This window comes from Nitrospirota bacterium (assembly GCA_016212185.1).
In the GTDB taxonomy this organism is placed as follows: domain Bacteria; phylum Nitrospirota; class Thermodesulfovibrionia; order UBA6902; family DSMQ01; genus JACRGX01.
Genome location: JACRGX010000079.1, coordinates 1 through 13,339, shown reverse-complemented (window position 1 = coordinate 13,339; position 13,339 = coordinate 1). Strand labels below are relative to the sequence as shown.

At 44.3% G+C, this 13,339-nt stretch carries 13 protein-coding genes; 9 read left to right on the top strand and 4 right to left on the bottom strand.

The genetic code is table 11. The annotated features are described in order from the left end of the window. Positions 1 to 361 precede the first annotated feature (361 nt). Genes HZA10_09545 through HZA10_09530 form a run of 4 tightly spaced genes read left to right on the top strand, consistent with a single transcriptional unit; the run spans position 362 to position 3,194 of the window. Complete coding sequence (locus tag HZA10_09545; protein MBI5196554.1) at positions 362 to 1,759, top strand: amidophosphoribosyltransferase; 1,398 nt, start codon at positions 362 to 364, stop codon at positions 1,757 to 1,759. A 30-nt stretch (positions 1,760 to 1,789) separates the two neighbouring features. Further along, the gene (locus tag HZA10_09540) at positions 1,790 to 2,140 is read left to right on the top strand and encodes a twin-arginine translocase TatA/TatE family subunit (protein ID MBI5196553.1); all 351 of its coding nucleotides are present in this window, start codon (positions 1,790 to 1,792) and stop codon (positions 2,138 to 2,140) included. Continuing rightward, on the top strand, positions 2,133 to 2,903 hold the full coding sequence (gene tatC / locus HZA10_09535; protein ID MBI5196552.1) for a twin-arginine translocase subunit TatC: 771 nt from the start codon (positions 2,133 to 2,135) through the stop codon (positions 2,901 to 2,903). Before HZA10_09540 ends, tatC begins: the two co-directional genes overlap by 8 nt. Before the next feature lie 9 nt (positions 2,904 to 2,912). Next, complete coding sequence (locus tag HZA10_09530) at positions 2,913 to 3,194, top strand: hypothetical protein (GenBank protein MBI5196551.1); 282 nt, start codon at positions 2,913 to 2,915, stop codon at positions 3,192 to 3,194. A gap of 106 nt (positions 3,195 to 3,300) precedes the next feature. Here the strand turns inward: HZA10_09530 and HZA10_09525 are convergent, their stop codons facing one another. Both HZA10_09525 and HZA10_09520 read right to left on the bottom strand, forming a co-directional pair. Further along, positions 3,301 to 3,537, bottom strand: a complete 237-nt coding sequence (locus HZA10_09525; protein ID MBI5196550.1) for a hypothetical protein — start codon at positions 3,535 to 3,537, stop codon at positions 3,301 to 3,303. Positions 3,538 to 3,614: 77 nt separating this feature from the next. Then, complete coding sequence (locus tag HZA10_09520; GenBank protein ID MBI5196549.1) at positions 3,615 to 4,706, bottom strand: OmpA family protein; 1,092 nt, start codon at positions 4,704 to 4,706, stop codon at positions 3,615 to 3,617. A 353-nt stretch (positions 4,707 to 5,059) separates the two neighbouring features. Between HZA10_09520 and HZA10_09515 the strand changes: the two genes are divergently transcribed. The 5 genes from HZA10_09515 to folP all read left to right on the top strand — a co-directional run bounded on the left by HZA10_09515 (position 5,060) and on the right by folP (position 11,965). Continuing rightward, complete coding sequence (locus HZA10_09515; GenBank protein MBI5196548.1) at positions 5,060 to 5,374, top strand: hypothetical protein; 315 nt, start codon at positions 5,060 to 5,062, stop codon at positions 5,372 to 5,374. 200 nt (positions 5,375 to 5,574) lie between these two features. Continuing rightward, a complete protein-coding gene (locus tag HZA10_09510) occupies positions 5,575 to 6,177 on the top strand; it encodes a substrate-binding domain-containing protein (GenBank protein ID MBI5196547.1) in 603 nt (200 codons plus the stop codon). Between the two features lie 66 nt (positions 6,178 to 6,243). Beyond that, the gene (locus tag HZA10_09505; protein MBI5196546.1) at positions 6,244 to 9,135 is read left to right on the top strand and encodes a PAS domain S-box protein; all 2,892 of its coding nucleotides are present in this window, start codon (positions 6,244 to 6,246) and stop codon (positions 9,133 to 9,135) included. A gap of 81 nt (positions 9,136 to 9,216) precedes the next feature. After that, a complete protein-coding gene (locus HZA10_09500; protein MBI5196545.1) occupies positions 9,217 to 11,043 on the top strand; it encodes an ATP-dependent metallopeptidase FtsH/Yme1/Tma family protein in 1,827 nt (608 codons plus the stop codon). A gap of 55 nt (positions 11,044 to 11,098) precedes the next feature. Next, positions 11,099 to 11,965 (top strand): dihydropteroate synthase, encoded by an 867-nt coding sequence (folP, locus tag HZA10_09495; protein ID MBI5196544.1) that lies wholly within the window; start codon positions 11,099 to 11,101, stop codon positions 11,963 to 11,965. A 127-nt stretch (positions 11,966 to 12,092) separates the two neighbouring features. Here the strand turns inward: folP and rsmG are convergent, their stop codons facing one another. Continuing rightward, positions 12,093 to 12,740: a 16S rRNA (guanine(527)-N(7))-methyltransferase RsmG gene (rsmG, locus tag HZA10_09490; protein ID MBI5196543.1), complete on the bottom strand. Its 648-nt coding sequence runs from the start codon at positions 12,738 to 12,740 to the stop codon at positions 12,093 to 12,095. 71 nt (positions 12,741 to 12,811) lie between these two features. Next, entirely contained in the window at positions 12,812 to 13,168 is a 357-nt protein-coding gene (locus HZA10_09485; GenBank protein MBI5196542.1) for a hypothetical protein, read from the bottom strand. Positions 13,169 to 13,339 lie beyond the last annotated feature (171 nt).

Below are 13,339 nucleotides of genomic sequence, written 5' to 3'. Positions count from 1 at the left end.
CGACGTCTGGATTCCCGCTTTCGCGAGAATGACAACTTTATGGAGAAGCCAGTTTTTAGACAAACTCAATGTCCCCTGCCTGCTCTATGAGTCGTAGAGTGGCAGGCAGGTCGGGAATCCTTCCGGAAAGATTCCGGACAAGCCGGAATGACGGTTTAAATACACCGTCCCGAAACATTGGGACTTACGGAGATATTTTTTTGCTAAATTTGTCCCGACAATCCTGGACTAAATTTAAAATGAATTTTTCCTCTGTGCTCTGTGGTTAAAAAATTTAAAATTATCCCCCTGAAAATGCCGGAAAATGTTATATTATTGTGTTTCAGCCATACACCAGGGAGGAGTTTGAGAGGAATTGATACTGCCTTTAGACAAATTCCACGATGAATGCGGGGTTTTCGGGATATTCGGTCATGCCGAAGCGGCAAACATGGCTTATCTCGGACTGCATGCGCTTCAGCACAGGGGGCAGGAGGGCGCCGGCATCTGCTCCTCTGACAGAAAACATTTATACATTGAAAAATCCATGGGGCTTGTGGCTGACATCTTCTCTGAGAAGCGCCTGAAGCGCCTTCCCGGCGATATTGCCATAGGACATAACCGTTATTCAACCGCAGGGTCAAGCGTTTTAAAAAATGTCCAGCCGATAATGGTGAATTTTTCCCTCGGCTCTCTGGCAATTGCGCATAACGGCAATCTGGTGAATGCCCTTGAACTCAGGAAAGAGCTGGAAGAACAGGGCGCAATATTTCAGTCAACATCTGACAGCGAAGTCATTGTCCACCTGATTGCAAGCTCAAGGGCAGGCGGACTTTATGAACGCCTTACTGACGCAGTTGGAAGGCTCTACGGAGCGTACAGCCTGCTTCTGATGACCGAGAGTGAACTTATTGCTGTAAGAGACCCATACGGGTTCAGACCGCTGAGCATTGCAAAACATGATGGAGCCTATGTTGTTGCATCAGAGACCTGCGCATTTGACCTTATCGGCGCAAAATATATAAGGGACATAGAGCCCGGCGAGATGGTAATCATAAATAAGGACGGTTTAAAGTCCTTTAAGCCTTTGCATGCGCCGAGACATTCATTCTGCATTTTTGAGTTCATCTATTTTTCAAAGCCTGACAGTTACATATTTGGAAATCTTAATGTAAACCAGATAAGAAAAGAACTCGGCAGACAGCTTGCAAGGGAAAACCCTGTTGACGCAGACCTTGTCATCCCGGTGCCTGACTCAGGCGTGCCTGCCGCTATCGGATATGCCGAGGAAAGCAAGATCCCTTTTGAATTCGGCTTAATAAGGAATCACTATGTCGGACGCACTTTCATAGAGCCTCAGCAGGCCATAAGGCATTTTGGCGTAAAACTGAAATTAAACCCGGTAAGACAGCTTCTTGAGGGCAAGAGGGTGCTGGTTATTGACGATTCAATCGTAAGGGGCACGACAAGCAAAAAGATTGTCAAGATGATAAAAGAAGGCGGGGGCGCCAGTGAAGTGCATTTAAGGATCAGCTCGCCTCCTTCCATAGGACCTTGTTTTTACGGCATTGACACCCCGATAAGAAAGGAGCTTATAGCTGCAACGCACACTATTGATGAAATAAGAAAATACACTACTGCTGACAGCCTGAGTTATCTGAGTCTTGAAGGATTGCTTAAAGTAGTGCCCAACCCGTCGGAATACTGCACAGCATGCTTTGACAACAAATACCCTGTTTTTTCACCTGAGGAAAAGACAGAGCAGATGGAACTTTTTTAAACATAAATCATCATAAATAATCAGGAGATTATGTTTGATCTCGGACTTCAGGAATTAATAGTAATATTCGTAGTCGCACTTTTGGTCTTTGGCCCCAAAAAACTTCCTGACTTAAGCAAGACATTGGGCAGGGGAATCAGGGAGCTGAGGACAGCGCTTCACGGGGTGAAGGAATCTATGGCTGAGGCAAGTGATGAAACACAGCGTGTAGGGAAAGACCTGTCAAAGGAAATTTCCGAATCAATTTATGCCGCCGCATCACAGGAAGAAGCCATGCCCGGAGAAAAAGAAGGACAGAAATCAGAATCCGGCGGTCAGAAACCTGAAACAGTGAAGCCGGAAGAAAATAAAGAAAAAACAGCAGATGACAGCCATGGATAAAATGCCCCTGACAGAGCACCTTGGCGAGCTTAGAAAAAGACTTATCGTGTCTCTGATTGCGGCAGGCATCGGCTTTGGCGTCTGCTTTTCCTACTCAGAAAAACTTTTTTATTTATTGATATTTCCGCTTCACAACACGATAAAGTTTTCCTTTTCAAACCCCTTTATCACATTTGAAACAGTTTCAGACGCGCAGAGACAGCTTGTATTCCTTGCGCCTGCCGAGGCCTTCTGGATGCATCTAAAGGTTGCAATGGTCTGCGGGATAATCATAGCCCTGCCGGTTATTTTTTACGAGCTCTGGAAGTTTATCAGTCCGGGGCTTAAGGCAAAGGAAAAAAAATATGTACTTCCGTTTGTAATAACTGTTACGTTTCTATTTTTAGCCGGTGCATTATTCTGTTTTTTGTTAGTACTTCCGTTTGCTATGAACTTTTTAATAACTTACAAAACCGAGAACCTTAAACCAATGCTGTCAGTGGGCAGTTATGTGGATTTCTGCCTGAAATTTATCCTTGCCTTCGGCGTAATCTTTGAGCTGCCGGTGGTTCTGGTTTTTCTCACCAGGATGGGAATTGTCGGAACCGACACGCTCGCAAAAAACAGAAAGTATGCAGTGCTGCTGGCGTTTGTGGCTGCAGCGCTTCTTACGCCTACGCCTGATGCATTTAACCAAATATTGATGGCAGTTCCCATAATCCTGCTTTATGAGGTGGGCATACTGGCTTCAAGGATTTTAAAAACAAGTCCAAAAAAGGAATAGGCTAAGTCTATGACAGACATCAGAGGGAAAAGCATTCTTGCCGTTGCAAGGGATATTGCAGACGGATACGTTATTGTAAATCCGTTATTTCTGAAGCCCCTTGGCTCCGAGTCATTGAAAGAGCTTTGCCTGAATATCATAAGGGTCCAGACTGAAATAAAAGGGGAGAAGTTTCCGTATAATGACGTGGCCGCCATCAGAGTGAGGAACATGAAGCTTCAGCGCCTTCACAGCGCGCTTATGATAATCAGAAATTTTGCCCGGGAACGGGGGATGAAGCAGATATTTTAAATATTTAGTTCAATATTGTTTAATTCGTTCAACAAGTTCAAATCGCTTAAGAAAAAACGTCAGCGTTCAAAATTAAACGACCTTAAACTATTTAAACAAATTTGAACTATTTCTTCATCAGCCTCTTATACTTTTCCTCGCCGACGCATTCTTTTGCAAAGGCGCACCACTCAAGGCATGTGGGACCCAGGATGCGGGTGACTGCTTTGCCGCAGTGCTTGCACTTTGTCTCAACTTCATCAGTCCATATTTCAACGGCCTTGCCGCAGTGTTTGCACTTGATGTCTTCAGGCTTGGGCTGTTTTATCTCAGTGCTGCCGGGGCAGCCTTCTTTTAAAAGCATTCTGCCGCTCCTTTTGATACTATTATGGCACAGAGAAATAACCCCGGTGTATGATTTAGCTCATACGGCAAACAGCCTTACGGCCCCTTTGTTATCCTATCAATATCAAGCGGGATAAGGACTATCTCTATCCTCCGGTTTTTTGCCCTGCCTTCAAGAGTGTCATTGGATTCAATCGGCCTGTACTCGGAATAACCTGCTACTGTGAGCAGTTTCGGGTCAAGGCCTGCGCTGTCCTGAAGGTATTTTGCCACATTGGTGGCCCTTGCTGAAGAAAGCTCCCAGTTTGAGGGGAATTTTACCATGAGTTTCTGGCTTATGGGCACATTGTCAGTATGTCCTTCAACTTTTATCTGTTTGTCAGCGACTTTCTTGAGGATATCGCCGACCCTCTTAAGCACCTGCTTGCCTTCTTTTTTTACTTCTGCGCTTCCTGAATCAAACAGCACCTTATCCACCATGTTCACAGACAGTTTATCCCTCAACTGGGTAATCGCTATCTCGCCTTTTTTTATCTCAGTGTTCAGTTCAGAGACAAGGCTGTCATGGGTCTTTCTGAATTCAGCAATAGCCTTTTCCTTTTCCTCTATCGCCTTGCTTTTTTCCTTTGAAAGCCCCTCAATTGCGGTTCTTAGTTCAGCCACCTGCATATCCTTTGACCGGATTTCATTTCTGAGGTTTTCAGTTTCACCCTTTATCTCAGAGACCTGCGACTCCTTTGCCCTGACTCCGGTTTTAAGTTCCTCTACCTGATGCTCGCTCCCTGAGAGTTTCTCTTTAAGGGAGACTACTTCTTTTGTAAGCTCGTCTTTTTTTGCCTCAAGCAGGCGGTTAAGGTTTGCATTTTCACCTTCAAGAGCTTTCTTTTTTGCAGACAGGTCGTCGCATTCATTTTTAAGAAGGACAAGGTCTTCCTCAAGTTTTTTCTTTTCAGCCTCTATAACCTTGAGTTTTTCCTCTAAAGCGGCGCTGTTTGTTTTAAGTGCGGCTAACACTCCTTCAAGCATTGCCTTTTCCGACTCTTTAGCCTTGAGTTTGTCTTCAAGGCTTGAGACATCTTTTTTAAAGTTATCAATTTCTGCAAGGCTTGCCTTGTATTTTCCCGATGATACGCACCCTGTGATTAATAAGACCGCAAGAAGTGGAATTAAATAGTATCTGGTTTTCATAAAGACCTCCTTTAAAATGGTTCGTATTGTCAAAACTTAACCACAGAGAACACAGAGAAAACATTAAATATCAATAAGGGAAAACGCGTTTTATTCCCTCCCCTCTGTGCCCTCTAAATTATTTAGTCGTTTTATCCCATCTTTTTTATAATGGAAATTTTTCTTGAGAACACAGAGTCCTCCGTGCCCTCTGTGGTGTCATATCTTCGCCTCTTCTTTTATTGGTTGCGTTGAAATTGCTTTAAAGAAAGTATACGGCTAATTTTTTTTCTTGTAAAGAGGCGTGTAATGTGGTATAAGTCTTTAAGGTAAAGGTTGAAGACATTATTAACCGGTTACTTAGCGAGGTAATTATGTGCCCGCTGTCTAAGAAGATAGTCAGTTTTAAGGCAGAGCTTTCATCGGACAGCGTTGCTGCCACAGGTTTCATAGAAAATCTCTCCAGTGATAATATAATATTTGTTAAGGCATTTCCTGCCAGTAAATCATTAAATTTAACTCCCGGTGAAACGGTTAATGTGAAGTTTCAGCCTGATTCAGGCAAGGAATTATGTCTGAATTGCAAGGTAAAGTGGGCCTTTTCACCTTTGCACAACCTGACACAAAACTTCTGGCTGGAAGTTGCAGACCCGCCGACAGGGTACGAAGAAATTTTCCGGACGGTATAATAATTATTCAGGCAGTTATCCGGCACGCCAGTTCTTCTATTGCAGACCTAAGCCCCCAAATTTTTGCAGTAATTTATTTTTTATATTATAATACTAAATATGTTTTTTTTAAGAACCTGCAGCAATATTGAATTTCCCGCTCAACAAATTGGCTCCTTTATTTCAACAAGGCATTATACTGAGTTCACGGAGGATAATTTATGAAATTATTTGAAGGGCTACGTATGAAGTCAGCCGTCAATGCGCAATCAATTATCTTTGCTTTAATCATGCTCGGTCTGACGCTGTCAGGAGGATATCTTTACGCGGAAGATTATAAGGGGATAATCAAAATCGGCGGCACCGGCAGCGCATTGGGCCCCATGAATGAGATGGCACATGCATTTCAGAAGAAGCATCCTGATGTAAATATTATCATCGTCCCAAGCCTCGGCAGCGGCGGAGGAATCAAGGCAGTTACTGAAGGCGCTATTGACATCGGTTTGAGCGGCAGACCGCTTAAGACAGATGAGGCTAAGGAAGGGATAACGGCATTTGAATGTGCGCGGACGCCTTTTGTCTTTGTGACTGCTCATAAGACAAAAGGGATTAATTTTACCTTGCAGGATTTTGCAAAAATATATGCGGGTGAGATTAAAAACTGGCCTGACGGCACGCCTATCCATGTAGTGCTGCGCCCTGAGGGCGATATGGATTCAATTTTGCTTAAAGGCATGTCTCCTGAAATGGACAAGACTCTGAAAAAAGTATTGGCTCAGGGTAACCGGTCCGAAAATCTCTCCGGCTGCAAAAGGCTTTATTGATTTTATAAATACAAAGGAAGGCAGAACGATTCTCAAGAATACAGGGCATCTTGTTATAGAAAAGAAATGAAGGGCATAGGCGGCGATTCAACTAAAATAACAACTATACTTGCGCTTGTCCTGTCGGTAATGATTGCTGTTATTCCTCCTCTCGGATATCTTGTCATAAGCTATCAGGCTCAGGCTGCAATCCTTGAGACCAAGGCAGAAGCCCTTGCTTATTTTGCCACCAAGATAATCAATGAAAATCCTGAACTTTGGAAATATGAGCATCACAGGCTTGATGAAGTGTTATCCACCCGCCTCCTGCCGGGCAAAAAGACGGGGCACAGCATTATTTTCCCTAACGGAAGCGTTATTGCATCCAACCTGATTAAGCCGGAAGCGCCGGTTATTACACGCTCGCACGATCTTTACGATGCGGGAATGGTTGTGGCGAGGATTGACGTCAGCATGTCTATGCGTTCTGTGCTGATAAAGAGCTTGCTGTTGTGCATCTTAGGGCTTGCAGCAGGTTCAGCGTCATTTGTTATTCTGAAGATTTTTCCACTGCGCGCTTTGGCTCAGGCCGTGAAATCATTGTCTGAAAGCGAGGAAAGATTCCGTGCAATAACAGAGACTGCGGTTGACGGCATCATTGTTATGGATAATCAGGGGCGTATCACCTACTGGAACTCTGCCGCCGAGAAAATGTTCGGTTATACACAGCAGGAAGCTGTCGGGAAAGAACTGCATTTTTTTCTTGCTCCACGGGAATATCATGAAGAGGTTATGAAAGACTTTGAGCGATTCAGGACAACAGGAGAAGGACTTATTATCGGGAAAACCGTTAAGCTTTCAGCTATAAGGAAAAATGGGACTGAATTTAAAATAGAGTTTTCTGCCTCTGCAGTTAAAATTAAAAATGAATGGCATGCCGTAGGACTTGTGCATGACATCACCCAACGCAAACGGATAGAAAGCGAGCTGTACAGCTCACAGCAGATGCTCCAACTGGTGCTGGATAACATACCGCAGAGGGTTTTTTGGAAAGACCGTAAATCTTCTTACTTGGGCTGCAACAAATCCTGTTCGCTTGAGGCCGGCTTAAAAGACCCGAGTGAAATAATCGGCAAGAACGACTTTGAACTCTCGTGGAAGGAAAACGCGGAGATTTACCACGCTGATGATAAAAGTGTCATGGAGACAAACACCTCAAGAATTAATTATGAAGAGCCGTTGAAACTGTCTGATGGAGCCATGCTCTGGGTGAGGACAAGCAAAGTCCCCCTGCATGATAAAGAGGGGAATGTCATAGGCGTGCTTGGAACATTTGAGGATATCAGCGCACAGAAGCAGTCTGAAAGGAAATTAGCCGAGCTCTATGACGAGATAAAGAACGAGGCTGAAATATCCCGCTCTCTTTTCCATCTGGTTGAGACTTTAAATACCAGCCTTGATGAAAAAGAGCTTGTAAAAAATGTTCTGAACCTTACTCCGCAGTATCTTGGATTTGACAGGCTCGGCATTTTGATTTATGACGAGGAGCTAAGGGGCTTTACATTTGCCGGCGGGTATGGCTTCAGCCCGTTTGAAGAGAACATGTTAATGGCAAAGACCTTTAAGGAAGACAATATCCCTGCAATAAACAAATTTGTCAGGGGTGAACCAATAATAATAGATAATGCAAAGGACGGAGAGTTTATAAGCAAGGAAATTGCTCATGCGCTTAATCTCGGGAGTGTTGTTCTGTCGCCCATCTCTTTCAGGGCAAGAATAGGCGGCGTTATAGCTGGGGAGTACAGAAATCCTAAGATATATGCTAAAGATGTCGCACTCTTAAAAGGGCTTGCAGACGGACTGGGTATTGCCCTTCAGAACAGCAAACTTTACAAAGAGTCTAATGAGAGGCTGATGGAGCTTTCAAATAAGATTGAAACAATTAAGACAATGGCGCAGCTTGACAGGGAGATACTGTCCAATATTGACAAGGCGGGCATTTTAAGGGCAGCCACCGCCCTCACGAGCAGGGTAATACCGTGTGAAAGGGCGGCAGTCCTTTTTAAAGAAGGGGATAACTTCAGGATAATCTCAGAATGGGGAATGGGTGAATTTCAGAACAAAACCTATGATATAAAAAGGTCTCATTTCGGGATTATCAATCAGCGGCGGAGTTCTTTGTTTATCCCCAATCTTTCAGAGGATAAAATTGACTGCTTATATCACAAAGAGCAGATAGCCATAGGGATTAAATCATCCCTCATAATTCCGCTCATCAGCAAGGGCGATGTCATAGGCATTCTTGATATAGGCTCAACATATTACGGAAGACTGACTCCCGCGCATCTGACAACGGCAGAGCAGATAGCATCCCAGATTACAGTCGCCCTTGAAAATGCAAGGCTCTATGAAGACGTTCAGCAGCTTCTGATTAACACGATAACCACCCTTGCATCTGCAATTGACGCCAAGTCTCCATGGACCAAGGGTCATTCAGAGAGGGTTACAAAATATGCGATTGAAATTGCAAAGGAGATGGGGCTAAAGGACAAGGAAATAAATCACATAAAACTCTGCGGGCTGCTGCATGATATTGGAAAGATAGGCACATACGACATGCTTCTTGATAAGGAGGACAAGCTTACGGATGCTGAACGCGAGCTCGTGCAAAAGCACACTGAGAAGGGAGCAGAAATACTCAAACCCATAAAACAGCTTCAGGATGTTATTCTCGGCGTCCTTTACCATCATGAGAGATATGACGGCAAAGGCTACCCTGAAGGACTGCGGGGTGAGGATATACCTTTATGCGCAAGGATACTCTCTGTTGCAGACACGTTTGACTCAATGACGGCTGATAGGCCATACAGGCCGTCGCCGGGCAAGGAATTTGCAATTGAAGAGCTTAAACGCTGTTCAGGAACGCAGTTTGACCCAAAGATAGTTGATATCTTCATGAAGATTTTATCCAAGGAATAAGCCTGCCTGAAAATTGATTCTCATCTCTCATTGTTTGTAAAACAGGCAATAATATGTTAATTTAACCAATGGAGACATTAAATGTATAAAAGTGTAGTCATATGGGTTTTATTTGGTGTGCTGATGATCATGGCATTCAACCTTTTAAAGGCGCCAAAGGTTGAGCAGGAAGTCATATTTTCTGATTTCATGACAAAAATCAAAAACGGCGAAGTTGCCGAGGTTGTCATACAAAAACCTGAAAATTTAATCACAGGCACTCTGAAAGACGGGAAAAAATTCAGGACTTATGCTGTTGATTATCCTGACCTTGTCAAGGAACTACAGGCAACGGGAGTAAAGATTACGGCAAAACCCGAGCAGAGCCCGTGGTATGTAAGCGTATTTCTGAATTTCGGGCCTATTATTCTCATCTTCCTCTTATGGATATTCTTTATGCGCCAGATGCAGATGGGCGGCAACAGGGCGCTGTCTTTTGGCAAAAGCAAGGCAAAATTAATTTCAGAAAAATCCGTGAAGGTCACCTTTGCTGATGTGGCGGGCATTGACGAGGCAAAGGCAGAGGTGCAGGAGATAATTGATTTTTTAAAGGACCCGCAGAAATTCCAAAAGTTAGGCGGGAAAATTCCCAAGGGCGTTTTACTTGTCGGCGCTCCGGGCACAGGCAAGACCCTGCTTGCGAGGGCCATTGCAGGCGAGGCAGGCGTGCCGTTTTTCTCAATAAGCGGCTCGGATTTTGTTGAGATGTTTGTAGGCGTCGGCGCCTCGCGCGTAAGGGACCTTTTTGAGCAGGCAAAGAAAAGCGCGCCTTGCATAATGTTCATAGATGAAATAGACGCCGTAGGACGCCACCGCGGGGCAGGTCTCGGCGGAGGCCATGATGAACGCGAGCAGACCTTAAACCAGCTCCTTGTTGAGATGGACGGGTTTGACCCCAATGAAGGCATAATAGTCCTTGCCGCAACAAACAGGCCTGATGTGCTGGACCCTGCGCTCCTTAGACCCGGGCGTTTTGACAGACAGGTTGTTGTACCGCAGCCTGACGTAAGGGGCAGGCATGAGATTGTAAAGGTTCATGCAAAGAAAATTCCTCTTGCCGACAATGTAAACCTTGAGGTTCTTGCGAGGGGAACGCCCGGATTCTCAGGCGCAGACCTTGCAAATCTGGTTAATGAAGCGGCGCTTCTGGCTGCGCGGCAGTCCAAGAGCAAGGTGGAAATGAAGGACTTTGAAAACGCAAAGGACAAAGTCATGATGGGAGCCGAGAGAAAGAGCATGATACTGTCTGAGACGGAAAAACGCAATACGGCATATCATGAGGCAGGGCATACCCTTATTGCCAAACTGACAACAGGCACAGACCCTATTCACAAGGTGAGCATAATACCGAGGGGCATGGCGCTCGGCGTTACGCAGCAGCTCCCGATTGACGACAGGTACACATATCCCAAAGAATATCTCTTAAAGGCGCTTTCAGTGCTTCTCGGCGGAAGGGCGGCAGAGGAAATTGCGCTCGGCTACATGACGACCGGCGCAGGAAATGACCTTGAAAGGGCTACTAATCTGGCAAGGAAGATGGTCACTGAATGGGGCATGAGCGATAAATTAGGACCGTTAACATTCGGCAAAAAGGAGGAGCAGATATTCCTCGGAAGGGAAATTGCAAGGCACAAGGATTATTCTGAAAAAACAGCCGAGGATATTGACGAGGAGGTAAAGAGGATTGTTATAGAGCAGTATGAGTATTCAAAAAATCTCCTGTCAGGAAACAGCGCGCTTCTTGAAAAAATTTCCCATGCACTGCTTGAAAAAGAGACCCTTGACGGAGCGGAGATAGACGGGATAATCCATAGCCCTGACGCAGGGGCTGAAACCGATACAAACGCCGTGCAGAAGACAGTAGTATAACCCCATTAAAGTCAAAAGTTAATCTTAAATTTGTAATGCAATAAAAATCTAAGCCATGAAACTCATCTGGAGAAACTACAAATTTGATTTTACTAAGCGCACGTATGTCATGGGCATTCTCAATGTCACGCCTGATTCGTTTTCCGACGGCGGGTTGTATTTTGACAAGGCAAAAGCAATTGAGCAGGCTTTAAAGATGGAAGAGGAAGGGGCTGATATTATAGATGTTGGAGGCGAATCTACAAGACCGGGCGCTGAAAAGATTTCCGCAAAAGAAGAAATAAAACGCGTGGTCCCTGTGATTGAGGCGATTACAAAAAAAATCAAAATACCTGTCTCAATTGATACCTATAAATCAGAGGTTGCAAAGGCGGCGCTTTTTGCGGGCGCATCTATGGTCAATGACATAAGCGGGTTAAGGTTTGACCGCAAAATGCCTTCAGTCATTGCCAAGAATAAAGTCCCTGTCTGCATAATGCACATCAAAGGCACGCCCCTCAATATGCAGAAGAATCCAACGTATACTTCCTTCATCCCTGAAATAGTTGATTACCTGCATGAGGGGATTGAGATTGCAAGGAGCGCTGGAATTGCTGATGACAAAATTATCATTGACCCGGGCATTGGCTTTGGCAAGACTGTGGAGCATAATCTTGAAATCATAAGAAGGCTGAATGAATTTTCAGGTTTTGAAAAACCGATTCTTTTAGGCCCCTCAAGAAAATCTTTTATCGGCAGTCTGCTCGGCGGTTTGCCCGCAGATGAAAGGCTTGAGGGCACTGCGTCGGCAACTGCCATAGGCATTTTTAACGGCGCAAACATAATCAGGGTTCATGACGTAAAGGCTATGGTCCGGGTTGCAAGGATTGCGGATGCTATTAAGACAGGGTTCGAGGGGTCAAGGATTCAAGGGGTCAAGTGAAGGTAAAAAAACCTGTCATCCTCCGGCTTGACCGGAGGATCCAGTTTTTTAAAAGGTTCTGGATTCCCCGATCAAGTCGGGGAATGACGTTTATTTATGATATCATTTACATGTTTTGTAAGCACTATTAGCGACTACTGCATTTAAGTATTATCAGGTTTCTCTCGTCTCCGGCAAGCGGGAGTTTCAGTTTCAGGATTTTTTGAACTGACTCAATACCTTTTATTTCTTCTGATGCTCCCGGTCCCTTGCTTAACACAAGCCTGCCGTTGTCTTTGACATAAGGACAAGCTGTTTTAAGGAAGTCAGCAGCTTTGAATGTCGCCCTTGAGACAATTATATCAAAGGCTTTCCCGTATTCTGCGCCTAAATTTTCAAGCCTCTGTTCAAGAACGCTGATGTTTTCTAACTTGAGCAGTCTGATTATGTGCCTGAGAAAGGCGGTTTTTTTTCTGGAGGATTCAATCAGCGTAATTTTTATCTCTGGGCGGATAATCTTAATTGGTATTCCAGGAAAACCTGCGCCGCTTCCGGCGTCAGCTACGCTGAGTTCGGAGTTCAGAGTTCGGAGTTCGGAGAATGCTTTTAAATAAAGCAGGGAGTCAAGGAAGTGTTTGATGATGATGTCGTCATCGGTTTTTAAGGCGGTGAGATTATATGCCTTGTTCCATTTTTTTAATTCGGAAAGCAGGGTCATGAAGGCGTTTATCTGCCTGTCAGCGCATGATAACCCTAATTCGCTTAAACCTTTTTTAAGAAGTTCCTCAGGAGTCATGGCAAAGATTGTTCAAACTTGTTCAATATTGAACTATTTTAAACAACATTAAACAAATTTGAACTATATTTTTATAGCTTTATCAAAAGCCACTGTTTGTCTTTCAGATGCACGAGGCTGTATTTGCCTTTGAGGCGATTGCCTTTCAGTTCAAAGACAATAGTCTTTTCCGATTCAGACTCTAATGTATAGGTTCCCTTATCCCAGATTTTCACTGTGCCTGCTCCATAAAGTCCTTCGGGGATGGTCCCTTCAAAGTCTATGTAGCTGAGCTCGTGGTCTTCCACCTGAATTGCAAGCCGTTTAATTCCTTTTTCTTCAGGACAGCCTTTTGGCACAGCCCAGCTCTTAAGGACTCCTTCTTTTTCAAGCCTGAAGTCCCAGTGCAGATGACTTGCGTGATGTTCCTGAACGACAAAACGGTTCATTGTCTATTTATACTATATATTATGAAACATGGTCGGAAAAAAAGCTTTAGAGCAACACATCAGACAGACAATTATTTTCAGTAAGAAGTTATAATTTATCAGGCAAATAGTATGGCAAAATAATTGTCTCTCAAAGAACTCTGTTGCGTTCTAAAGATTTTTTTATGACTG